At 46.1% G+C, this 24,678-nt stretch carries 21 protein-coding genes; 4 read left to right on the forward strand and 17 right to left on the reverse strand.

Annotation, left to right across the window (positions count from 1 at the left end; all coding sequences use genetic code 11):
• Positions 1-10: 10 nt before the first annotated feature.
• From P5G61_RS13265 to P5G61_RS13315, 11 genes are all read right to left on the reverse strand, one after another.
• The gene (locus P5G61_RS13265) at positions 11-2,338 is read right to left on the reverse strand and encodes a helix-turn-helix domain-containing protein (RefSeq protein ID WP_301246959.1); all 2,328 of its coding nucleotides are present in this window, start codon (positions 2,336-2,338) and stop codon (positions 11-13) included.
• A 280-nt stretch (positions 2,339-2,618) separates the two neighbouring features.
• Positions 2,619-3,710 (reverse strand): glycoside hydrolase family 88 protein, encoded by a 1,092-nt coding sequence (locus P5G61_RS13270; protein ID WP_435874177.1) that lies wholly within the window; start codon positions 3,708-3,710, stop codon positions 2,619-2,621.
• A gap of 70 nt (positions 3,711-3,780) precedes the next feature.
• Positions 3,781-4,662: a carbohydrate ABC transporter permease gene (locus tag P5G61_RS13275; RefSeq protein ID WP_024631936.1), complete on the reverse strand. Its 882-nt coding sequence runs from the start codon at positions 4,660-4,662 to the stop codon at positions 3,781-3,783.
• Between the two features lie 10 nt (positions 4,663-4,672).
• Positions 4,673-5,596, reverse strand: coding sequence for an ABC transporter permease (locus P5G61_RS13280; protein WP_024631937.1), 924 nt, complete (start codon positions 5,594-5,596; stop codon positions 4,673-4,675).
• Positions 5,597-5,652: 56 nt separating this feature from the next.
• Positions 5,653-7,278, reverse strand: a complete 1,626-nt coding sequence (locus P5G61_RS13285; RefSeq protein ID WP_301246965.1) for an extracellular solute-binding protein — start codon at positions 7,276-7,278, stop codon at positions 5,653-5,655.
• Positions 7,279-7,596: 318 nt separating this feature from the next.
• The gene (locus tag P5G61_RS13290) at positions 7,597-7,995 is read right to left on the reverse strand and encodes an RDD family protein (protein WP_435874156.1); all 399 of its coding nucleotides are present in this window, start codon (positions 7,993-7,995) and stop codon (positions 7,597-7,599) included.
• A gap of 191 nt (positions 7,996-8,186) precedes the next feature.
• The gene (locus P5G61_RS13295) at positions 8,187-9,149 is read right to left on the reverse strand and encodes an ABC transporter substrate-binding protein (protein ID WP_301246966.1); all 963 of its coding nucleotides are present in this window, start codon (positions 9,147-9,149) and stop codon (positions 8,187-8,189) included.
• Positions 9,150-9,237: 88 nt separating this feature from the next.
• Positions 9,238-10,980, reverse strand: coding sequence for an ABC transporter ATP-binding protein (locus tag P5G61_RS13300; RefSeq protein ID WP_301246967.1), 1,743 nt, complete (start codon positions 10,978-10,980; stop codon positions 9,238-9,240).
• The gene (locus P5G61_RS13305) at positions 10,977-12,563 is read right to left on the reverse strand and encodes an ABC transporter ATP-binding protein (RefSeq protein WP_301246968.1); all 1,587 of its coding nucleotides are present in this window, start codon (positions 12,561-12,563) and stop codon (positions 10,977-10,979) included. The genes P5G61_RS13300 and P5G61_RS13305 overlap by 4 nt, the downstream gene beginning before the upstream one ends.
• The gene (locus P5G61_RS13310; protein WP_301246970.1) at positions 12,460-12,765 is read right to left on the reverse strand and encodes a hypothetical protein; all 306 of its coding nucleotides are present in this window, start codon (positions 12,763-12,765) and stop codon (positions 12,460-12,462) included. Before P5G61_RS13310 ends, P5G61_RS13305 begins: the two co-directional genes overlap by 104 nt.
• A gap of 241 nt (positions 12,766-13,006) precedes the next feature.
• Positions 13,007-15,520: a WG repeat-containing protein gene (locus P5G61_RS13315; protein ID WP_301246972.1), complete on the reverse strand. Its 2,514-nt coding sequence runs from the start codon at positions 15,518-15,520 to the stop codon at positions 13,007-13,009.
• A gap of 300 nt (positions 15,521-15,820) precedes the next feature.
• On the opposite strand from P5G61_RS13315, the gene P5G61_RS13320 reads away from it, so the two are divergent.
• From P5G61_RS13320 to P5G61_RS13335, 4 genes are all read left to right on the forward strand, one after another.
• The gene (locus P5G61_RS13320; RefSeq protein WP_301246974.1) at positions 15,821-17,011 is read left to right on the forward strand and encodes a cytochrome P450 family protein; all 1,191 of its coding nucleotides are present in this window, start codon (positions 15,821-15,823) and stop codon (positions 17,009-17,011) included.
• 37 nt (positions 17,012-17,048) lie between these two features.
• Positions 17,049-17,393, forward strand: coding sequence for a hypothetical protein (locus P5G61_RS13325; RefSeq protein WP_301246975.1), 345 nt, complete (start codon positions 17,049-17,051; stop codon positions 17,391-17,393).
• Between the two features lie 173 nt (positions 17,394-17,566).
• The gene (locus tag P5G61_RS13330) at positions 17,567-17,848 is read left to right on the forward strand and encodes an ArsR/SmtB family transcription factor (protein WP_024631952.1); all 282 of its coding nucleotides are present in this window, start codon (positions 17,567-17,569) and stop codon (positions 17,846-17,848) included.
• Positions 17,849-18,101: 253 nt separating this feature from the next.
• Positions 18,102-19,283 (forward strand): MFS transporter, encoded by a 1,182-nt coding sequence (locus tag P5G61_RS13335; protein ID WP_301246978.1) that lies wholly within the window; start codon positions 18,102-18,104, stop codon positions 19,281-19,283.
• Between the two features lie 151 nt (positions 19,284-19,434).
• On the opposite strand, the gene poxB is transcribed toward P5G61_RS13335, so the two are convergent.
• The 6 genes from poxB to P5G61_RS13365 form a co-directional block, all read right to left on the reverse strand.
• Positions 19,435-21,162, reverse strand: coding sequence for a ubiquinone-dependent pyruvate dehydrogenase (poxB, locus tag P5G61_RS13340; RefSeq protein ID WP_301246980.1), 1,728 nt, complete (start codon positions 21,160-21,162; stop codon positions 19,435-19,437).
• A 227-nt stretch (positions 21,163-21,389) separates the two neighbouring features.
• Positions 21,390-22,151 carry an SDR family NAD(P)-dependent oxidoreductase gene (locus P5G61_RS13345; RefSeq protein WP_301246981.1) on the reverse strand — a complete coding sequence of 254 codons (762 nt, stop codon included), beginning with the start codon at positions 22,149-22,151 and terminating at the stop codon, positions 21,390-21,392.
• A 123-nt stretch (positions 22,152-22,274) separates the two neighbouring features.
• Positions 22,275-22,580, reverse strand: coding sequence for a Dabb family protein (locus P5G61_RS13350; RefSeq protein WP_301246983.1), 306 nt, complete (start codon positions 22,578-22,580; stop codon positions 22,275-22,277).
• A 160-nt stretch (positions 22,581-22,740) separates the two neighbouring features.
• The gene (locus P5G61_RS13355; protein WP_024631957.1) at positions 22,741-22,992 is read right to left on the reverse strand and encodes a type B 50S ribosomal protein L31; all 252 of its coding nucleotides are present in this window, start codon (positions 22,990-22,992) and stop codon (positions 22,741-22,743) included.
• 144 nt (positions 22,993-23,136) lie between these two features.
• Positions 23,137-23,403 (reverse strand): HPr family phosphocarrier protein, encoded by a 267-nt coding sequence (locus P5G61_RS13360; RefSeq protein WP_301246985.1) that lies wholly within the window; start codon positions 23,401-23,403, stop codon positions 23,137-23,139.
• Positions 23,404-23,570: 167 nt separating this feature from the next.
• On the reverse strand, positions 23,571-24,638 hold the full coding sequence (locus P5G61_RS13365) for an NAD(P)-dependent alcohol dehydrogenase (protein WP_301246987.1): 1,068 nt from the start codon (positions 24,636-24,638) through the stop codon (positions 23,571-23,573).
• Positions 24,639-24,678: the final 40 nt, after the last annotated feature.

A 24,678-nucleotide genomic window follows, 5' to 3' on the forward strand; every position in this document is an offset into this window, starting at 1 on the left:
TCCTTTCATATCAACTGATTTCTTTATATTTACCAGGCGTAATGCCTTCGTATTTCTTGAATACCCGGATGAAAGTGGCAGCATCATTATACCCGACCAATCGGGATATTTCGTTGATGGATTCCTGTTTATGCTTAATCATTTCTTTAGCCTGTCGGATACGGCATTTATGAATACAGTCCAGCAGACCCTCACCGGTCTGATTCTTGAAGAGTTTGGACAAGTAACTGCCCTTCAGTTCAAAATGCTCACCAATGGCGTTGACGTTCAAATTCACGTCCGTATAGTTACTCTCAATATATTGTGTAACCTGGGTACTGAGTTGACGCAGGGAATCCTCACGTTCTTGTGATACATTCGTTGCGCGCTTATCAGCGGAATAGGCACATACCTCCTCTAGCAAGGTCTGCAAAGCCTCCTGCATCTCCTGGATGGTATCCCCGGCAATAATGTCATCAATCCGGTGCGGGTAATGGGTTAATGTGATGTTATCCTTGTCCCCCAGATCATTGATGGCCTTTATCATCGTACCTACCAGGTTGAAAATCAGGCAACGAGCGAGTGTGAGCGACATGATCGGTTTATCAAAATTTCGCGCTGTAATCTCATTCATATAAACGCTGGCTTGGTCGGTATCTCCGGCTTTGATAAAATTAAGAAGCTGCTGTTCTACTTGAAGCGGATAGTAGTAGCCAAATGGGTCATCCGCCATTGCATCACTGCGTACATCCCCATAGGTGATGATGCCTTTCTTGCCAAGCACCATTTTGTATTCCATCGCGTCCACTGCTTCCTGGTATGCCTCAGCGATACCAATCCACGACGTATGACGTCCGCTGATGGAGATCGTCAGTTCCATATCATAGCGTTCCAGAAAGCGCTGTGCTTCTGCCGCGATGTGATGAAGATCCTGATTCCAGTCCGAAGAATCCGCTTTCATATTTACAAGGCAGACCATCATATCATCGACTTCCGCTACATATCCAGCGTGCTGACGCTCTGAAGTCAGTTCTTCAACAACGTTGGAAATAATGAGATGGATTAACTTGTTTCGTTCATTGATATCAATGCCCGGCAGCTTTCCATAGAGATTCTCTTCATTTTCGATGACAAATAGGATTACGGCAAATTCACTTGAATACAGCGGCATATGGAAAGAACGGAATGCATCTTCGTAGGGAACGAGTGTGTCCTGTTTGCCTTTCAGAAGCCGGTTAATCATATTCGAGCGCAGCACCTGCTGATGTTTCTGCAGCTGCTGGGCAATCTCATTCTTTTCTGATCGTGTGTTCATAATGACCTTTTGAATAAACCTCAGTTCGTTCCGATCAGCAGGTTCGTTCTGCGTGGTTTTGTCTTGTAGGGATTCCACGAGCTGCTGGATTGGAGAGTAATTCCGGCGCATGAAGAACCAGGTCAGTACACCCGCACTAATGAGACTTACCAGGATACTAATATACGTAAAATTGCGAACATACACTGCCTTTTCCCAATACAGGCTGCTGGGGATAATTAATGCATACTTCAGATCGGATACCGCCGAGTCCATGTAGAACATCTCCGACTTACCTAACTTGGCGTTGTCCAACTGAACCTGGTTGCCATTCATAAATGGCTTTAATTCCTCCGATCCCGGGCGATTGCTCATTAGAATCTCGTTATTCTGGTTCAGGATCAGCAGCGTTGCATCACTAAAACCCGAAATGCTCTCAATTGCTTCCTGGAACCTTCGCGTATCGGCCATGACCACAACAGTACCCGTCTCCTGACCATTCAAATCATCAGGCAGACGTGTAATGTACACAATGGCAGACTCCGCCGGACCTGCATTCTGATGCGGCAGAATGACGAATTGATTCGTTTCTGCACCCAGGATCTGATCCCGCCACGCTTCATAAGACATTGCACCTGTGTTATGTAGGGTATGAAATGCCGTCCGCATATCCCGAATATTACCTGAACGGAGAATGGATTGGTCTTTTTTCCACACGACGTAGAATTCATCGATGGATGCGTAGGATGTTTTGTAGAGACGAAGTTCCTTCACCAGCTGGTAAGCCGTATAAGGCGCCTCCTTGGCAGGCTGATTGGAATACATTAATGTCTGCAGATTTGGGCTCCACGTCATCTCCATGTTCAACCGTTTCATGAGATCAACTTGTGTATCGATCGTATATCGCATCTGCTTCAATAAGGAATCGTTCGCCCGATGTATTTCACTCTTGAGTGTCTCATTGGCTTGTATGTAAATAACCAGGCTGATCAGAATGGGCACTATTAAAACAGCACTGTAGGAGACAAGCCAGGTCACGATTATACTTTCTCGTTTTTGCCACAAATATCGAATATTTAGCAACAACTCATCACCCAACTCTTCGTAGATTATCGATGTTTGGATCAGGAATTTATTATAACGGCAAGAACCCGATTGGGATATAGATAAAAAGTTCAATTCGATTGACAAAAAGGGTAGCAAGCAGCGATTTCCCCGTCAAATCAAGCACAAATAGCCCGAATAGACAGCTTTCGTCTATCGGGCATTCGGTATCAAAACGTCAATGTATTTCATTTAATTTTTGAATAGATGAGAATGTTTTTATAATGTTCTTAGAGCATTTTTAGAAAATGCGATGCTTCCATCCGTTTAATTTGGCGCTGGCCTCCACGTAGAAATAGTCACCGTAAATGAGAGAGACATTCACGTTCTGACCTGCCGGTTTATGACCGGTTCCCTCCAGAAGCATACCTTCGTGCTCAAGAAGATCCCATGTTCCATAATGATCCCGCAGGGAATTCAGGATACGTTTGGCAATGGTAGCATAAAGCCTGCCTTCAGGATCAGTGAGTACACCTGCAAGCTCAAGCAATCCGGAAGCAGCAATTGCACCAGCCGAGCTGTCTCGTGGAATCTCTTCTCCTTCTTCGGGCTCTGCCCGGAAATCCCAATGTGGAACGCTATCCTCAGGCAAGTTGGAAATGAAGAAGTTCGCCACACGCTGTGCAGCATCAAGATAAGCCGGGTCTTCAGTATAACGATACGTATTCGTTAATCCATATAAAGCCCACGCAGCTCCACGACTCCAAGCCGAATCCGGCCCAGCTCCCTGTCCACCTATCGCTTCTGCCCGTTCACCTGTCTCGGGATCAAATGAAACGATATGATGCACAGAACCATCTTCCCTGACAAAATGCTTCATGACCATATCCGCATGAGCCTTGGCGATATGGCTGAAACGGGGGTCTCCACTCTCCTCCGATGCCCAGAAGAGCAAGGACAGGTTCATCATCGTGTCGATGATCGACCAGCCCAACATGTCTCCATTCCAGGCCCGGATGAAGCTGCCTTTGGTATTGAAGCGTCCAGCCAGGAAGTTGGCAGCAAATAAGGCACGTCTAGCTGCATCGGCATCTCCGGTGAGCTTGTATTTGATGACGGCCGTGGGCAGGAAATGAAAGCCCACATCGTGGTCGAAGTAGTTATTTTCGAGAAACCGTTCCGATAGCCGTTCATCCCAATTCCATGCAGCCTCTTTGTATTTCTCATCACCGGTCATATCGTACACAATCCACAGCATGCCCGGCCAGAATCCCGAAGTCCACCAATCGATTCTCATGTCGTCATAGATGCCATTCGTTCCAGCGACATGTGGAGACTTGTCACCTATAGCTGCAAGCATCTGATCAGCTTTGCTCTTGATCTGATCCCACATGTCCTTGTCCACTTCATTTAATACGTTCATGTAACGTCATACCTCCTTACCGTTTCTTCAATTCTCCGGTTTAACCTTTCAATGAACCAACCATGACACCTTTCACGAAAAAGCGCTGCAAAAACGGATAGATGCACAGGATCGGTATCGTTGCTACCATAATCGTTGCATACTTGATGGTTTCCCCGATCTGAAAGCGATCCCCAGCCGAGGCACCTGCGGACATGCTCTCCGTGGAATTGGCAATCAGAATCTCACGCAGCACTAATTGCAGCGGGAACAGCTCTCTGCTTTTGATAAACACCGATGCATAGAACCACCCGTTCCACTTATCTACCGCGTAATACAGAATCATCACGGCAATGACCGGCATGGACAACGGGATAATAATACGGAACAAAATGGTAAAGTGATTGGCTCCATCAATCTTGGCTGATTCCTCCAGACTGTCCGGAATGCCCATGAAAGACGTTCGCATGATGATCAGGTTAAATGTGCTGATGGCAAAAGGCAGAATGGTCGACCATAGCGTATCCAACAGGCCAACGCCTTTGACAACCAGATACAGCGGAATCAAGCCGCCGCCAAAGAACATCGTGAACACGATAAAGAACATGAACACCTTGTTCCACATCACGTTTTTACGTGATAACACATACGCACCAAGCGCTGTCATGAACAGGTTGACGATGACACCAAACACGAGAATAAACAAGGTATTGCGGAACCCCGTAGCTATGCCTGGGTTGGCAAGCACGCTCTTGTAAGCTTCCAGACTGAACCCGACCGGCTTCCACAGAAGACCCTTGTTCGCTAACAGCTGCGCCGAGTCGCTCAAGGACGCGAATAACACGTAGAGCAGTGGATACAAGGTGACGATAACAAGCAGGATTAGAAATGTATAATTCAAGATCGTAAAAATTCGGTCAAACCAACCGCTTTCCTTAATCAAAGTTACCACCTCACCATAAGCTGTTTTGACTCACTCTGCGGCTGATATAGTTCGCCGAAATCAGAAGAACGAGATTGATGACCGAGTTGAATAGACCGACTGCCGAGCTGTAACTCCATCCGAACTCCAGCAATCCCTTTCGATACACGAAGGAAGAGATCACGTCTGCCGTTTCATAGGTTACCGGATTGTAGAGGAGAATGATTTTCTCAAACCCGACATTCAGCATATTCCCCATCCGGAGAATGAACATGATTGTAATAATAGGCAGTAATCCCGGCAGTGTAATGTGGAACATTTGCTTAAGGCGGCTCGCACCGTCTATCTTCGCCGCTTCATACTGTTCCAGATCGATGCTCATTAACGCAGCGATATAGATAATCGATTCCCAACCGATCCGCTGCCATATTTCAGACAAGACATAGATTGGTCGGAACAGCTCCGGCTTTTGCAGCATTGCCTGACCGTCATATCCGAGCATCATGATGAGACGGTTGATTAAACCATCCGCGTTCGTGAAGTCTGTAATAATACCGCATATGACAACAAGAGAGATGAAATAAGGCATATACGTTATCGTTTGAACGACCCGCTTGAACGTGCGCTTGCGCACTTCATTGATGAGCAGCGCCAGAATGATCGGCGCAGGGAATTCAAAGAGCAGCGTATACAAACTGATGAGCAGGGTATTCTTAAGAACCCGCAAGAAATAGTAACTGTTAAAAAACTCTTCAAAGTGCTTCAGTCCAACCCAATCACTCCCCAAAATACCCTTCATCGGAGAATAGTCTTTAAAGGCAATAATTGCACCGTACATCGGACCGTAATGAAATATTAAATAATATCCAATAACGGGAATCATCATGATATACAAATACTTGTTCATCATGAAGTCCCGGACGAACCGGCTTCTGAAGGATTGACGATTGCTCATGATGTACCTTTTCACCTCTTTTCAATCGGGAGGGCTCGGGCCCTACCCTTTTACAATTACCGGTTGTTGTAGCGTTCCAGTGCTGCTGTCTGAATTTCAATGGCTCGATCCAGATGCAACGACTTCATCTTCGCAACATAGCTCTCAAATTGATCCACCGATTCGTTACCCAGAATGATCTTGATCGTCATCTCATCGACGAGCGTGTTGATATCGTTCATGATGGTCGCGTATTCGGAGCTCTCTTCAGGTGTAGGGGTGATTGAAGGCAGACTGTATTTCGCTGCATCCGTATTCTTCCATACATCAATGGCATCCCGCTGGGTCTGCAAAGCAAAGAACTGCTCAGCATAACGTTTGTCTTGAACAAATGGACCGTTATAGCTGCTGCGGGCATACAGTGAAATCGCTTGTGCTGGAGCCAGTTTATCCGGATTCTTCAGCAGCAAATCCGTAAACTTCGGATAACCGTCTTCCATGTTGTAGCTGACACCCTCTTCACCAAAGTTGAAGAACATGTGCCCTTCCTCACTATAGCCATAATCCAGCATGCGAACGGCAAGTTCCGGGTCCTTGGCTGCCGTGGTAATGGCAACGGTGCCTTCCGAGGCATAACCCTGATTAAGCTGGCCGAATTTGGGAATATCACCTTTGTTAAGCACCGGATATGGTGCAGCGACCAGAACGGCATCCGGATCATTTGCTTCTACGAGCGGCTGCCATTTACCGATACCTCCGCCTGCGTTGCCGACACTGGCGCCAGTCGCACCCGAAGCGAGGTTACCGTCAACCGATTTGGTATCCGCTGTCGAGATGTTTTTATCGATCAGCCCTTCTTTGTACCATTCCTGGAATAACGTCAAGTATTCTTTGAAGCCCTCTTCTGACGGGCCAAATTTGACCTGTCCATTTTCCTGATAGAATCCGCGGTTTACACCGAAGGCGCCAAGGAAAGCACCATTACCGGAATCATTAAAGAAACGTGGCTTACTTACAACAGAGAATGGAGCGGCAGCGCCTTTTTTCTCTTTAAAAGCTCTCAGAGTTGTTGTCCACTCATCGATCGTTTCCGGAACGGGCAGTCCCAGCTCATCCAGCCAATCCTTACGAATGATTGGACCCTGGAAGACACGCAGATACTCATCTCCTCGAACGAACGGGAATACATAGTAGCTGCCACTGTCTGTTTTGACCATTTTGTCGATGTCCGGATTCTCCTGCAGGTATTTCTTCAGATTTGGCGCATACTGGTCAATCAGATCGTTCAGCTTGAGAATGTAACCGTCATTGATGGCTTTCTCCGGTCCACCGGGGAAATCTCCGATGAAGTTGTACTCCAGCATGTCTGGCAAATCCCCGGACGCCAGCATCACGTTAAAGGATTCTCTGACCTGTCCCGTCGGAGGTGCCGTGAATTTGAGTGGCACGCCGGTTTTTTCTTGCCATTTTTGAAAGAATGGAATTTCGCTGTGCGAATTTTTGACCCCAATCAGGTTTCCGTTAATTTCACCCCAATACGTAAGCGTCTTATCCGTTTGAATTGGATAGGTCGTTGCTTCCGTTGATCCGCTCGGTGTCCCTTTATCGGTATCGCCGGCTGTACTGTCCCCAGACGAACACCCCAGGATCGTTGTACCTAATAACAGAATCATCAAACTCGTAGATAACACTTTTCTTTTCATCGACCTTATCCTCCACCTTTTGGGAATGTCTGTGCTCTACCTCAGATTAAGGGAGGGACCATTGAAGTGATATTCGCAAAAGATGAAATGACATGTTGATTTCGTCAGAAGCAACTGATCATTTAGCCAAAACGATAGACGAATTCTCTATGCAAGCAACTGCAATGTCTTGAAATTGCTGTGTTGGCGCGGGTTTGTGACTGTACTTCTGACATCACAAAAAAACAGACCATGAACATTGTTCATAGTCTGTAACGTGGGTGTATATGAGTTGATTGGAATATAATGAATTATTGCGTTAGGCTTGCCTTCTCATTTTCAGTCCCAAACCACTTCTGTACCTGCAATAAAATCGTGTAGTGCACGTTTGTCCTCGCGAATGGCCACCATGAAGACACTTATAATGAAACCAATGCCAAATGTGATTGCGTATACCAGCCCAGCAACAACTACACGCATCAGCATCGTTCCGATTCCAGGAGGCTCATGTGTATCATATTTTCGAATTCGAATTCCGCAAATCCGCTTTCCTATCGTTCTACCGTACCAGAAAACGGGCAATAAAATGGAATATAATCCACTGATCAGTTTTGCTAATGGCTCATCATTATCGTAATTTCCTGTCAAGACACCTACAATAATAGCTAAAGGCAATGAAACGATGAGCGCATCCAAAAAGTTTGCCCCGAGTCTGATCCAGAAACCTGCTTCTCTCAAACCAATTCCTCCTTTCACACGGATTAGTTGAATGTATGTATGCACATATCCATGTAGTATAACAGAAAATTATTCCATAAAGTTCATGATCATCCTATTTATGAGATGTAGAAAAGCTCCTCAACATATGTTGAGAAGCCTATGGCGAACCATTTAAACCTTTAAATCTTACGGTACATTTCTTTACAAAGCTATTTCTGTCCTTGTAAAATCATGTTACCCAATCGATCCATAAGTTCCAACCGCCCGTAAGCTGTATAGGAGTAATTGTAGTTATCCACGCTGGAGATTTTATAGATCTTTCCATTCTTGACGGCATTCATGTTATTCCAGACCTTACTGTCTTCCATCTTGTTCTCACTATTCTCCATTAACAGCAGCTGATCCGGATTGACGGAGACCAGCGCCTCGATGCTGATCTGTTTGCCTCCCCAACCTTCCGGCTCAGGAATACCTTCTGTGCGTTTAAGACCCCACTCACCGTACAACATCTCGGCTGCACCTTTATTCGAATAGATCACCAGATTGTTAGGATAGGTTTCGATGACTGCAAAGGATTCACCGTTCACAGCCGATTCCAGTTTTTGCTTCCATTCAGCCGACTTCGCATCATATTTGGCCAAGAACTCATCTTTCTTCTCTGCTTCACCGAAAGTATCGGCCAGGAACGTTAAACGCTCCCTCCAATCATAGTACGAGTAGGGTAAAACAATTGTCGGTGCAATCAAGGATAAGGTTTCGTACTGATCTGTATTAAAATCCTTTCCCAGAATAATTAGATCCGGGTTCGACGCGGTCACCGCTTCGATACTGAATTTGCTGCCCAACCACCCCAGAACCACAGTATTTGCATCCAGCTTGTCTTTAAGGGGTGGGGTGATCTGATCCTGCTGCCCATAATCGGCGCTGGTCGTAGCGACAGGCGTTTTATCAATGATCAGCAATTCCTCTGTTGATCCAGATAGATCCACAATACGCTCCGGATTAAGAGGGATCGTAACTTCTTCTCCATTCGGATTGGTGATGACTTTCGTTGTCGCTTGCGTTGTTCCCTCGGTTGAGCTAATCTCCTGACTGCTTGTCTGATCTGTTCCGCAAGCCGCCAGCATGAGCATGGAGCATAATGCAATCCATATAAGAATTCGTTTTAACATTCGAGCTATTCTCCTTTTGAGTCATTTTATCTATCTGGTTTATTTACGTTGAAAGAATGACCTTACATTGGACCACTGCGTGCATTCGCTATACCTTTACCTGCCATCCCTCGGCATCATGCTGTAATTGCCACAGACGCGAATAGATGCCGGAACTGAGCAGCAACTGTTCATGCGTTCCTTCCTCCACTAGTCGACCTTGATCCAGAACAAGGATCTGATCCGCATTTTGGATCGTTTTTAAACGATGGGCGATCAGAATTACCGTTTTGTGCGCGACTAGCTCATTAATCGCTTGCTGTACAGCGGCTTCATTCTCCGGATCGAGTGAAGCCGTAGCTTCGTCCAGCAATACGATGGATGCATTTTTCAACAGCGCACGCGCAATTGATATACGCTGTTTCTCCCCACCAGATAATGTCGATCCTCCTTCCCCCACGAGCGTGTCATATCCTTGAGGCAGACTGGAGATAAAATCATGACAGCAAGCCCGACGTGCTGCTTCTTCAATCTCTGCCTGGGTTGCTTCTTTTTTCCCTACACGAATGTTGTTGCCGATCGTATCCTGGAACAGATATACGTCCTGGAAGACGACAGAGATATCCTCCAACAGCTTCTCCGGGTCCATACGGCTAATCGGTTGCCCGCCAATCGTAATGGAACCTGCCTGCACATCCCAGAAACGCGCAATGAGGCGGGTAACCGTACTTTTACCACTGCCGGATGGGCCTACAAGAGCAGTAATCGTATGCGGAGGGATCGTAAACGACAAATCTTTCAGCACGGGCTGCTCGTCATCATATCCAAAGGTCACGCGGTCAAACGAAATCGCCTGATTAGGCTGTACATTTCCTGTTCCTGTCATCGGTGCCTCCTGTTGCACCTCCATAATGCGCCGTGCACTGTATGCTGAGTACCGCATCTCGCCATAACTCATCAGCACAACGGTCAGAGGTTCAAACACCTTCGTGCCGACCAGTAAAAACAACAGAAATATTGGTAGTGTCAAATCACCGCCAGCAAGTAAATAACTCCCGGCCAGAATCATCCATGTCATACCTGAACGCGCCAGCAGCATAGCGCCCATAATCATCGGTCCCATAATGCCTTCCAACCGAATGGATGCCGACTTCAACTCGTCAAAAGAACGACGCAGCCGTTCAAATCGTTCACCGCCCATATTGTGGGCCTTGATCTCACGGATACCGGTTAAATACTCCTGCAGCCGACTGGCCGCTTCATTCTTGGCTCTCACATGATTTTCGCTTAAGCGAGCCTGAATGGAGTCTGTCAGCCATAACAAAGCCACCCCCAGTGGAACAGCAACAAACATCGCTACGGCCATTCGCCAATCTACAAACAGGAGTCCAGCAAAAGCCAACACAGGCAGCACAATCGCACTGATGAGCTGTGACAGATTGTGAGAGATCGTATGCTCTACCTGTCCATAATCACTCAGGATCAGATTGGTCAAGTCTCCCGGGTCCCTTTTGCCGAAGAAACCCAGTGATAGATGACGAATATGTTCAGCCAGCTTTAAGCGTCCTGTTGCAGCGAGGCTGTATGCTGCCCGATAGGTTTTATCATAGAGAGATGAGTATGCGGCATATTCCACTAACAGCCATGCAAACAGAATGCAGCAGACAATCCACATTCGCTGGATATCAAGCCCTATGTCCGGCTCAGCAAAAGATTTGTATATCGTATTGAAAATATCAACGAGCAGTGCAGCGGGAACGATCTTGGCAATCCCGTCCAGTATGGCAGCAATAATTGAGGGAAGTAGGCTGCGGGGGTTACCACCCGATATATTGTATAAATATTTCATCATTGCTTCGCACCTCCAAGCTTCCAGGAAGCCGCATGAATATGGGCCTGCCACATTTGCTCATACAAACCACTCGCCTCACGTAATTGGTCATGTGTCCCACGCTCAACGATAGCACCCTGCCGGATGACCAGAATCTGCTCTGCTGCACGAATCGTTGTGAGTCGATGAGCAATAATCAGAACCGTTTTACCTTGAACCAATTGAGCCAAACCTTGCTGGATCTTATGTTCATTCTCTGCATCCGCATACGCTGTCGCCTCATCCAATACGAGAATGGGAGCATCCTTGAGCAATGCTCTCGCAATGGCGATCCGTTGTGCTTCACCCCCGGACAGGTAGGTGCCACCTTCTCCGATTTTGGTGTCATATCCCTCATCCAGCCTCTCAATAAACTCATGACAACAAGCTGTTCGAGCTGCCGCAATAACTTCTTCGCGGGATGCGGTTGTATTGCCCATACGGATATTCTCCTCAATCGTATCGTAGAAAAGATGCACATCCTGGAATACGAACGAAACGGTCTCCATCAGCTTTTCCGTCCCCATCTCCTGAATGGGAACCCCACCAATCGTAATCTCGCCTTGCTGCACGTCCCAGAAACGCAGGAGCAGATTGGCAATGGTGGATTTCCCGCCACCCGAAGGTCCAACCAATGCTGTCATTTCTCCTGCTTTAGCTACAAAATCAATCTCTTGAAGTACAGGTTTAAACGCTTCGCTCTCCTTATGTTCATAAGCGAAGGATACCTGTCGAAAAGCCACGTCATATGTATCAGGTACTCTGGGAAACTTGGGTTCTTGTACAACCGGCTCGGCAAATACGGCTTCAATTCGCTTCTGACCCTCCACGATCTCACGCATGCCGCTACCCAGATACATCAGCTTCAATAATGGCGCGGATAAACTTGGTGTAATGATCAGAAACAGAATAAAGGTGATCGCAAAAGACTGATTGCCTGCGTTTCCGTTGGAAAGTAAAATGCCAATCGGAACAATAAAGGTAACGAGCGAAATAATGATGATGAAGAACATGCCATACGATGTTTTATATAAATCCGTTATTCTCAAGGAAATATCCCGATAACGCGTCACCGCTTGTCTAAAAGTGAGAAACGAGTCCGCTGTAATGCCGAATACTTTTACTGCGGGCATACCTCTTACGTACTCAACACCCGTTGCATTCATCTCTTCAATCGCATGTTGAAAATCACGATACGCCTGACGGCCCCGTTCACTTCGGAAGAGACTGCTTTGCAGCCAGAACCCGATGATCATGGGAACAAGCAACACCAGTGCAATGCGATAATCAAGCCAGAACAAATAGCTAAGCAGCACCAGCGGAATGACGATCGCGCTTATCAGATCGGGAAGCTGATGCGCGATGAACTTCTCTATTTTTTCAACGCTGACTTCAATGATTTTTTTCAGCTCACCTGTCGCGGTTCGGGTGTGAAATCCCATCGGCACTTTCGCCACATGGTCAGCAAGCTTTATCCTCAGCTGGTACAGAATGTTGAACGCAGCGATATGCGAGCACATTCCCCCAATATAGAGTGCAATAAGCCCGGCTATCAACGATCCCAAAGAGACCAACCCCCAATACATTGTCTAGGGCAGATGGCTGCCGCGCATGGATTAACAGTTCTTCGACGATTTTATACACTCCGATAAAAGGAACCATTTGCAGCAGACTCGATAATATCGAGAAGATACTTGCTGTAATCAGCAGACCTTTTCGCTCCTTGGTTACTTCCATTAAACCGGATACTTCAGATGTAGTGTTCATCTCGCCCCTCCTGACATTAATAATCATTCTCAATATAACGTAGTGCCCTATACGCCCATTTAATATCTCACAGTACATCGATCAGCTACTCCCTCAAAACGGAGCAATAATACCTCTATACGGATAATAAATACATCATTCTGATTAAGTTCATTTGATAATTCACTTGAGCGAAAGAAAAGAGACCATATATTGGACATATGGCCTCTCTGCACTGGGATGAAATGCATTGCATTGTTGGTTATCGTTGCTCGTGAAAAGCTTTCCAGAATGAGCCCTCTGTATTAATGATATCCTTGATTTGGGCAAATGGAATCGTAAATGTTGGAAATCCCGCCACGTAAGGAGCGATTTCATAAGGACTGAAATACACATGCAATGCATCACGTGAGACAAAAAACGGCTGATCCGGGCTAATTCCCTCATACTTGTCCGGAAAAACATAAGAGTATTGCGGGTCATTTTTGATCTGATCACCTACAATTTTGCTGAGTACCTTCACATAGTCACTGTTTGGCTTAAATAAATCCTTGAGCTCATACATCTGACCGCTACTCAGATTAATAATCGCATAGATCATCGTAGGCATGCCATGTGCTGCACCAGCCGGGTAGTTATAACCCGTGAGTTTGAGTTGAAGCAATTGCTGCTGATAGAATGTAATATCAAAATCCCCTGTATACGTGTAATCCAGCTTCTGATTCGCAGGAATGGGCTTCACTTGGGATAGGACCTTTAACTTGGCGTTGACTGCAAGCTGAACTGCTTGATCCGTTAACCCTTCCAATTGCGGATAATACACGAGGTAATCGGGGTTGGGCTTATATTTCTCTTCGCGTACACGATAAGGTGGGTGAAGTGTAACGATTGTATTTTGCCGCCAGATGATCTGCCCTGCCCGGTTTACATAGGATACACGCTGGTCGACATAAGCCTTGATTAGATCCGGAGCTACCCATTCAAGTGTGCCCGAGCCTTCAACACGAGGGTATCCTGATGCAGGTCGCCCATTGAGATCCAGAAAGAACGTTTGTGTTCCATTCGTTGCTGAAGCCAGCCCTCCTTTGTAATTCGATACATCCGTATATACAAAATCCGAAAGCCTGCTGCCGCTGACATCCGAAATTGCATAGACCGAACCCATAAAAGACTGTTTGGGATCAATCGCGTGCCCCAGGGCCAGACGATGTTCTCCCAGATCTCGAATATCATTGTAGCCGGGTTGGATGGTAAATGTGCCCTGTGTATTAATAACGCCATAGCTGGAGTTGTAGTCCTCCGCTGTATTCACAATTGCGTACCCACCATTAAACGGAAAAGCCGAGGTGAAGCTAGGCTGAATTCGGACATGACCACTTTCGTCAATATAACCGTATTTACCCGATGTTTCTTTCTGAAAAGGAAGTAATCCGTCACCCAGAGGTCCCACATAGGCATACGGGTACGTCGCCAGTCGCTGACCATTCCGATTGATTAACGCATATTCATTATCCTTGATCTGCACAACGGCCTTGCCATCCTGAAAATCGTTCGCTGAAGCGAACTGCGCCCGAATGACCTCATTTCCAGCTGTGTCCAAATAACCGTAACGACTGACTTCCCCACCTGGCTGACTGCTGTCTGAAAGGTAAAACAGCGCTCGGCCATCCTTCACATCGGCAATAAACGGATAGGCCCGTTTGGTGAGAAGATTACCTTGTTCATCAATCATCTTGAACCCTTGAGAGTCAATAACAATGGCCCGACCTTCTGCAAAAGAATTAATGGAATCGTATACAGGTTGAACAACGAATTGCCCACTAAGATTGATGATGCCTGTCTTCCCGTCTTTTACTACGACAGCCAGGCCATTTTGTTGAAAGGCTTGGGCATCGTCAAGGATCGGTTCAAGTCGAATACGACCTTCGGCATCCATATAACCCCACCGGGTTCCTGTTGTTGTTCTGACCGATATCGGAAATAGCCATGTCGTTTCACGTGCATGACCCTCTGTGCCCATCGCTTGTCTAATCTTCTTTTCCAGCTCAAGCAGAGCTTCCCGTGAAGGGTATGGGTCATTGAAACTTAGCGCTTGTTGGACAGAGACGAGTGCAGCGGTAAATAATCCGGCTTTATACTGAGCGTCCGCAAGATAGTACCAATAGAAAGTATAATCTGGATGCTGTTCTACCCATTGTTCGTAATACTTCACGACCTTAGGAAAGTAATAGGGGTATACATCTGTTGCGGGAACCCATCTCCCATTCTGCCAGCGGATGATCTCGACCCGATAAGCTTCACCTGTATCATGAATCCAGAGTGCAATCTCCACTTTGCCATCTCTGCCGTGGGGACCAGGCATATCAATGATTTCTGCATGGCTGTAATACAAATCTTCTGGCGCCAAATCTGTCAGTCCCGTTTCCGTCCAATCGTATACAGAAAGCTTCGACCAGATCGCACCGATCTGCCAACCGACAATGAGATTATTTCTCGCCGTAGATGTCACAGATGCCGCTGTCAGCAAGGTAACGCCATACCCCAAGCCTTTAGTCAAAGACATCTTGATCCAGTGACCCTGGTAAAATTTCAGAACAAGCAGCATTAATTCTCCGCCCTGCTCATATATAGCAGCAATCTCCGGCATTCCGTCTCCGGTTAAATCTGAAGCATAAATGGCCGGATGTTGGACCGGTTTATCAATGGTGACGACAGTCGCGTCAGCCGGGATATGTTGATTAACAATTTGTGTTAACAGAGGTTCGCTCATGGACATGCCTGTTTCCTCCTTAAGACAGCATTCGCCTACTGGTATGGGTATGCATCATAAGCGAGGATATATGACATCTGAGCCAATATAACCGTTAACTTTGGAAAGTTAGAAATCCAATCTGAGTGCTGAGCTGTACATACGCTTTTCGTACCATATTTGTTAGTCATAAGCAAGGTTTCAATCGCTAAAATATTGAATATATAGATGGTGCAGGCTTTTCGTATGAAGCCACCGAAATTAACATATGATCCCTTAGAGAAGATACGTAACAGTACGAGCTTTTGATGAGAGGAGATTAACTATTTGAGTACAAATGAAACTTCACAGACGGAGTTCTTTAGCCGAGAATTTACACAAAATCCTTATCCGGTATATGAAAAACTGAGACAGAATGATCCCATTCACAGAGTCCTGTTCCCTCATGGTGATTTCGGTTGGATTATTACCCGATATGAGGATGCGGTCGAGGTATTGAAAGACAATCGCTTCAGCAAGGACGTCATTAAACGTTATGGGCCGGATCAAGATAATATTTTTGTGCATAACATGCTTTTTTCCGATCCGCCCGATCATCGTCGGCTGCGTGGACTTGTACAGAAGGCATTCACTCCAAGGCTGATTGAAGGTATGAGAAGCCATATTCAGGATATTGCCGACGATCTTCTGGATAATCTTAATTCCCAGGACAAGATGAATCTGATTGATGAGTTCGCTTTTCCGTTACCGATTATTGTCATCAGCGAAATTCTCGGTGTTCCTCTTGAAGATCAGGACAAATTCCGTCTGTGGTCCAATTCCATCATCGACGCGACAAGCGAGGAAAATTCCGAAGTGTTTGAGAAGCATGCCAAAGAGTTCATTGATTACCTGAATGCCTGGTTTGCCAAAGTACGTGAGCAGCCGGGCGACGATCTGATCAGCCAGCTTGTTGTGGCAGAAGAATCAGGAGAGCAGCTTACTGAAAAGGAACTGCTTGGTGTAGTCGCGCTGCTCATTATCGCCGGACACGAAACAACCGTTAATCTGATCGGCAATGGTATACTTGCCCTTCTGGAGCACCCGGAACAACGCGAGCTGCTGATTAAGCGGCCTGAGTTGATCCATAATGCTGTTGAGGAAATGCTGCGTTATAACGGTCCGGTTGAATTCAGTACGTCTCGCTGGGCATCAGAAGACATCGAATTTCATGGACATCATATCGCTGAAGGTGAGCTTGTTATCGTTGCGCTGGATTCAGCGAATCGGGACGAAGCGAAGTTTAAGGATGCGGATGTGTTTGATATCACTCGCGAGAAGAGCACCCATCTGGCATTTGGCAAAGGCATCCATCTCTGTCTGGGAGCCCCTCTCGCGCGACTCGAAGGTGAGATTGCTATCAACACGTTAATTCGTCGCTTTCCGGATATGCAGCTTCAGGCGGATGTGAATGAACTTGAATGGAGACCTGGCATGATCGTTCGCGGTGTTAAGGAAATCCCGGTACAGCTTAAATAGATGTATTTGGAGTAAGGAAAGCGAGGCACTTGGCTGCATGGAAATAAACACCATTGTTTTAGTCGTTTTTTTAATTCTTATTCTCATCTTATTGGTTCGTGTCATCAGCTTGCAGACCCAGCTGAATGAACTGAAGAGGGATGTAGAGCGCCTGGAGAATGAAGCAGGTAGTACTGCACACTTCCCTCTTAGTCATAACGCTTCTTCAGTGAATGTGTCTCCACCTCCACCGTCACAGGCTGACCTGACTGAACTTGATAGGGAGCTGCAGGCACTTGCACAACAGGGCAAGAAAATCATTGCAATCAAAAAGGCTCGTGAAGCCAGAAACCTATCACTGAAAGATGCCAAAGAATACGTCGAGTCTCTCGAACGACAATAAGAGTGAGTTTGAATCGACCTTCCAACTCCCTGCAAAGGTTTTTGCTTCAGTTGATTCATTTTCGACTGAAAGTAACGATCTTCTTCGTAGGGAGTTTACTTTTTTCAAAAGACATGATAAAGTTATTTCAATATTTATAGAAATAAGAAATAAAGACGAAAGGAACGATTTTGATGCAATCCAATACGATTGATGAACAGGCCGTCAAAATTCATAAAGCTTTGGGCGAACAAACGCGATATAAAATTATTCAGATCCTTTCGGGTGAAAGCAACCTGTGTCCAGCTGATTTGGAAAATAGGCTTGTAACGGTAGCGCTCTCCACCCTATCTCATCACCTGAAGCAGCTATCCGATTGTGGTTTGTTGACCTCACAAAAGAAAGGCACGTATATTTATTACAGCCTGAACACAGAAACTGTCCAGAGATTCGCTCCTTATCTGTTGGATAGATAAATTTTTGTCTGTTATTTCTATAATACTAGAAATATGAAATCAACAATTAAACACTCGTTCTGGCACATTGGAATGCAGAGACTCATCGTAGTTGCATAACTATCCTTTTGCCAAAACACCCAGTACAATTTGATGGTTTAACTGCTCAACCATGTCTCATCGGTCATTCATAATATTGTTATCCCGTTCTCTTGTCTTTATTTCTATATTTCTAAAAATATAATAATAACAAACAGAAAGAGGTTATATGCTCATGTCTAACACATGGAAAATCTATGTTCTCGCCTTGGTCAGCTTTCTTGTAGGGACCTCCGAATATGTCATTGCGGGTATTCTGGACAGGATTTCTGACACCATGAATATATCATTAATTGCTGCGGGACAGCTGATTACGATCTTTTCACTCGTTTACGCGCTCGGTACGCCCATCATAATTGCCTTAACATCCCGTATCGACCGACGCAAGCTGCTGCTCTACTTCCTTGGACTATTTGTCATAGGTAACGTCTTGGCCTTCTTTCTTCCTGGATACGGACTGTTCATCGCCGCACGAGTCTTGATGGCTCTGGGAGCCGGGGTGGTGGTTGTTACATCCTTGACGATCGCGGCCAAAATAGCGGCTGTGGGTAAACAGGCCAGCTCTATCGCAACGGTTATTACCGGATTTACCGCATCCTTGATCGTGGGAGTTCCTCTGGGAAGAATGGTTGCTGCAGCTTGGGACTGGAAACTTGTTTTTGCAGGTATCGCGATTCTGGGTGTCATTGCCATGATTGTTATTGCCATTACGATCCCGCCATCTGAAGGCGAAGCACCGGTTCCTTTGAAAAAACAATTAGCCCTTCTTAAGCAACCTCGTATCGGCTTAGCGCTGCTTGTCAGCTTTTTCTGGTTAGGAGGCTATTCCATTGCGTATACTTATATTTCACCTTACCTGGTATCTATTGCGGGCATGAGTGAAGCGTTATTAAGTTCCGCTTTGCTGGCTTTTGGTATCGCAAGTCTGATTGGTTCCAAATCCGGAGGATACAGCGCCGATCGTATGGGAGTAAAAAGAACACTCCTCATGGGTATGGCCCTGCATGTCATAAGTCTGCTTATGCTGAATGTCACAGCTCATTCGGGTGCGGCCGTCTTCATTGTATTGATTCTGTGGTCCTTTTCCGCTTGGTCTTCCGGTCCAACACAGCAATATAATCTGGTGACGATGGCTCCAGAATCGTCTGGGATTATGCTGAGTCTGAACAGTTCGGTTATGCAACTCGCGATGGCTGCCGGTGCCGGTATTGGAGGAATTGCCGTCAGTGCTGTTTCATTGTCATCCATCACCTGGATTGGAGCTTTGGGGGTCGTCATTGCCATGATTATTATCATTCTTGCCTACCGTCCGGGAGTTGCCACTAAACTTCAGACCGAATCTTCCCATGTGGCATGATGGATTGTAAGGCCAACAATAAAAATCATCAAACGCAAAAAGAGAGGCACTGTGACTTTACAGTAAGCCTCTCTTTCTTATTCAGTCTGATGGATGCTTTAGGTGCACGGTTCGAAACGGTGCTGCGTCAAGACTAAGGCGAACGTAAGCCTTATCTCAGCAAATTGGTCTTTGCCAACTCAATTAGCTCATCGCCACGTCCATTCAATACTGCCTTCATCATCCATAAGGTGAAGCCTTCGGCCTGTTTGATATTAATCTTCGGAGGCAGGGACAGCTCCTGTCGATTCACCACAACATCAATCAGAACAGGACCATCATGCATTAATGCACGCTCTACAGCCCCTTTCAGATCTGCCGGATCTTCAACCCGTATTCCTTCCAGACCCATCGCTTGGGCTACCATGGCAAAGTTCGGATTCACAAGCTCGGTACCGGACTCAAGCAATCCGGCAGCTTTCATCTCCAGTTCAACAAAACCCAGTGCTCCGTTGTTAAACACGACAACTTTAATAGGGAGATTATACTGCTTAAGAGTCAAAAGATCACCCATCAGCATAGCAATGCCGCCATCACCGGACAAGGATATGACTTGTCTCCCCGGATCAGACACCTGTGCTCCAATCGCTTGTGGTAGAGCATTCGCCATGGTGCCATGACTGAATGAACCCAGCAATCGGCGATTGCGGCTCATTTCAATATAACGAGCTGCCCATACGGTAGGTGTACCTACATCGCAGGTGAAAATCGCGTTCTCGGCGGCAGCATCGCTAATGACCTTGGTTAAGTATTGGGGATGAATTGGCATTTTTCCGGGTTTCCCAACAGCAAGCTCATCCAGTTCTTTACGAACTTTTTCGTAACGTTCCACGCTTTTATGCAAATGTTTGTCGCTGTGCTCTTCCGTCAGATAGGGCAATAACATTTCAATGGTAGCCTTCACATCACCGCACACGCCGTAATCCAGCTTCGTACGGCGACCAAGGTGTGAAGACTGAATATCCACTTGAAGTACAACTGCATCCTCGGGGAAGAATTGCCTGTATGGAAAATCTGTTCCCAGCATCAAGAGCACATCACAGTCCATCATGGCATGATAACCGGATGAGTAACCGATTAGTCCCGTAAGGCCTACCGAATACGGATTATCGTATTCCAGATATTCCTTGCCTCGCAGCGCAATAACCATTGGGGATTTCAAGCGATCACAGAGCTGCATGAGAGGTTCACGCGCACCAGCGCAGCCTGCCCCGCACAGCAACGTAATTTTTTTACCTTGATTCAAAAACTCCGCCAGTTTCCGCAATTCAGGTTCGGAAGGATGTACAACTGGATGGGTGGGATGGTATACATGCTCCGGCACTGGCAGATCAGCAGCTTCAAGGGCCGCTACGTCCCCTGGCAATATAATGACGGAAACGCCAGAACGCGCAACTGCGGTCTGCATCGCCATCGTAAAGGAACGCGGCATTTGTTTGGCCGTTGTAATGACCTCACAATAATGACTGCATTCCTGAAATAAATACTCTGGATGAGTCGCTTGAAAATACTCACTCCCAATCTCATCACTAGGAATATGAGCAGCGATGGCAAGTACTGGTACACGGTTCCGATGACAATCGTACAGACCGTTTATCAAGTGCATGTTTCCCGGTCCGCTACTGCCCGCACATACGGCGATACTTCCACTCACTTGGGCATCTGCCCCGGCCGCAAAAGCAGCGACTTCTTCATGGCGGACATGAATCCATTCAATTTTACCCGAGCGACGGATGGAATCCAGTACCGCATTCAAGGAGTCTCCAACGATACCATAGATGCGTTTGATGCCTGCGTTCAATAATGCTTCGACCAGAACGTCTGCAATTGTTTTTTTCATGAAAGGTCGGTCTCCTTTATTCGCTTATTTTGAGTTATGTTTCCACCGCGTTAAACTACCTATTCTTTTACCCCAATTTTTTGAAATTAGAAACAAAATCATATGTATTTTTGGATATATACAAAAATCCGCTTGTCATGGAACTGACAAACGGATCATGGTTACACGATGGTTTATAATGCTGTTCATTCATACTTTTGAATTGATTTACATCAACAAATTCACAATTAAATAGCAGGCATCACATTGCCGCCACTGACCGGGATATAGGCCCCAGTGATAAAAGAGGACAGGTCGGATGCCAGAAATGCTACCGCATTGGCAATTTCCTGATCTTCTCCCCTACGTTTCAACGGCACCGTTTGAATATACCCCTCATCATGTCCTGGCTCACTGTTGCGGTCACGTTCACTGATTGTCCATCCAGGCGCAACTTGGTTGACCGTAATCTGATGCTCGCCTACCTCTTTTGCCAGCACACGGTACAAACCGTCCATTCCGCGTTTCCCCGCCGTATATGCAGACTGGGTAGCAAAATTCTGCATCGCACATTCCGTATTAATACCAATGAATCGACCAGCTCTGGCTTCCTTCATAGCCGGAATGAAAGCTTTGGCAAGATATACACTTTGCATCACGCATGATTCGAACTGGCTTATATAATCGTCCGGTGATTGTTCCAGCACTGTTGTCCAGGCATATTGAATGACCGCATTGGCAACCACAATATCTACATCTCCGAGGCTGGATTGAATTTCATCACGCATCCGAAATACCGTATCCTGCTTCGTGATATCACCCTGAATAATGACCGTTTTCTGACCGATGGCTTCGATCTCACCTTGAAGCTCCCTGGCCTTTGTTTCATTATTTATGTAATGCAGCGCCAGATTTGCACCACAGTCTGCCAACGTACGAGCGATGACCCTTCCTAATTGACCAGTTGCTCCAGTCACCAGCGCCGTTTTACCTGTAAGATCCAATTTCATAGGGATAGTTTCCCTCCTCTGAGCTACATGTGTAGTAACGAAATTTAGTGATAAAGCAAGAAGGATTACAAAATAGATTAACGCTCGATAGCATCAAAACAGAAAACGCTTTCGAGGTTTATGTTATTTCCCGTGCTGAACGAGATCGATTTCCTGGAAGCGACTAACTTCCTTTTCCCACCGTTCTTCTACATATTCGCGATGAACCGGGTGAACATTATATGCATCATACGCAGCCTGATCTGCAAATACCATTGAAAAACTGTAGTCAAACTCATTTTTTTCGCTCACCTGACGCAGGACCTGGAATTGCTCCACACCAGGAATATTCGACAGGGCATCCGTACTTTCGTTCAGAAATGCCTCTGCTTCAGGTGTATCTTTGCCTGCGTAAAGTGTAAACGTTACCATATGATTGATGCTGCTCATCTCTATTTCCTCCTAAAGTATGATCTCACTCTGTTTCCTAGTGTACCTCCGTTTCATATGTAAGCGCAATAATTGTATGCAATTTTTTATTTATCATTGTCAAGACACAAAGAAACCCCGAGGACAAATCCCCGAGGTTTCTTCGCAATCTATGGACAGACTAGTTTTTGATGTTGTATTTACGGTTAAAGCGATCAACACGACCACCGATGTCCACGTTTCTTTGTTTACCTGTGAAGAATGGGTGGGATGCGGAACTAGTGTCCACACGGATTACTGGGTAAGAGTTACCATCTTCCCATTCCATAGTTTCGTTCGAGAACTTAGTCGAAGAACTCAGGAATTTGTAATCAGCACTTGCATCGAAGAAAATTACTGTTTGTGTCTTTGGATGGATGTCAGCTTTTGGCATAATCTATTTACACTCCTTTAATATGGGTACTTCTTAGAATAGAACTAAATTTTATTATACTCTTTTTTTGGACGAAGTACCAGTCGGAATTGAACAAACGATAAATATTTTACAATTCACTGCAATTTGCACAGGTTTTAGAGTTCAAGTTAAGCCCTTCTCCAGCACATTCAGCATATATTCCAACGCTTCAAGTTCATCTCTTCCCCGTGTCTGCAATCTCACCACACTGCCATGTCGAATGGGAAGGAGCGCCATTCCGAGCAGGCTTTTGACATCTACACGATGTTCATGGTCAGCATCCATAAATGACAATGAAATATCCGAGGAAAAACGCGACGCTTGAGAAGATACAGACATCAGATCATCCCGGTGGAAATCAGAGTGAATCCTAAATTCATGTGTTCTCACAACCTTCAGTTCCTTTCGCTAAGTTGCTATTCAACAAAATGAGTGTGTATGATTTTATATGTTAAAATCTTCAAGCATTATACCACGTTATGGAAGCTTGTTTAATCCTTTTATAGCGAAAAATACAAAAAAAGAAACCCTAAACATCAGGGTTCCTTCAAATGAATTCATTTTCCGTTCGGATACACCATTACTTTCAGACTACCACTCTTGTTGTGCAATGCCCGTTCCATGGCTTGTTGTGTCTCCTCAAGGGAATAACGATCAGTAATCAGGGACATCACATCATGCTGGCCTGAGCTCAGAAACTCAATTCCTGCAGGATAGGTGTTGGCATAACGGAAGATTCCGTATATATCCACCTCATTGTCCGCGATAAAAGGAACATTCAGAGCAATTTCATCCTGTGCAGGCAGTCCTACAATAGCAAGCTTGCCTCCACGCCGGAGAGAATACAATGCAGACTGAAGCGCTTTTGGATTACCCGCAGTTTCCCACGCCGTATCTACACCGACACCGTTCGTTAACTCACGTATCACCGCCAGCGCATCCTCGTTCCGCACATTAATGGTATGAGTGGCGCCCATACGACGAGCGGCTTCCAACCTCACTTCCTCCAAATCTGTGACAATGATGCGCTCCACACCAAACGATTTGGCAGCTGCAACAGCCATCAATCCCACAGGTCCCATGCCCATAATGGCAAGCGTGGTTCCCGGAGCCAGTTTACTACGTCTTGCCGCATGAATGCCCACCGAGAAAGGTTCGTTCATTGCAGCCTCTTCAAAAGACAGATGATTCGGGATTGGGAAAACCATATCTTCACGTATGGTCATGTATTGCACAAAAGCCCCATCCACCGGAGGTGTCGCCAGAAATTGCACATCGGGACACAGGTTATAACGGCCTTCTTTACATGCCGTACATCGTCCGCAGGTTACCCCAGGCTCAATCGCTACCCGATCTCCCGTTTTGAGCCGTGACACGTTCGAGCCAATCGCCGCAACAATCCCTGCACATTCATGTCCAAGTATAATCGGTTTCTCAACCACAAATCGGCCAATTCTGCCATGTTCAAAATAATGCACATCCGATCCGCAGACGCCAACGGCCATCACCTGAATGAGCACCTCGTCTTCATCCGGCTGGGGTACAGCCTGTTCCTCGATGATAATGTGCCCAGGCTCTGTCATGACAGCAGCCTTCATGGTTTCTGGTAATTGATGATGTCCCATATGTTCCCTCCTTCTCGTGTATGCCAACGTTGTTCTTCCT

The sequence above is a fragment of the Paenibacillus vandeheii genome (assembly GCF_030433635.1).
In the GTDB taxonomy this organism is placed as follows: Bacteria; Bacillota; Bacilli; order Paenibacillales; family Paenibacillaceae; genus Paenibacillus; species Paenibacillus vandeheii.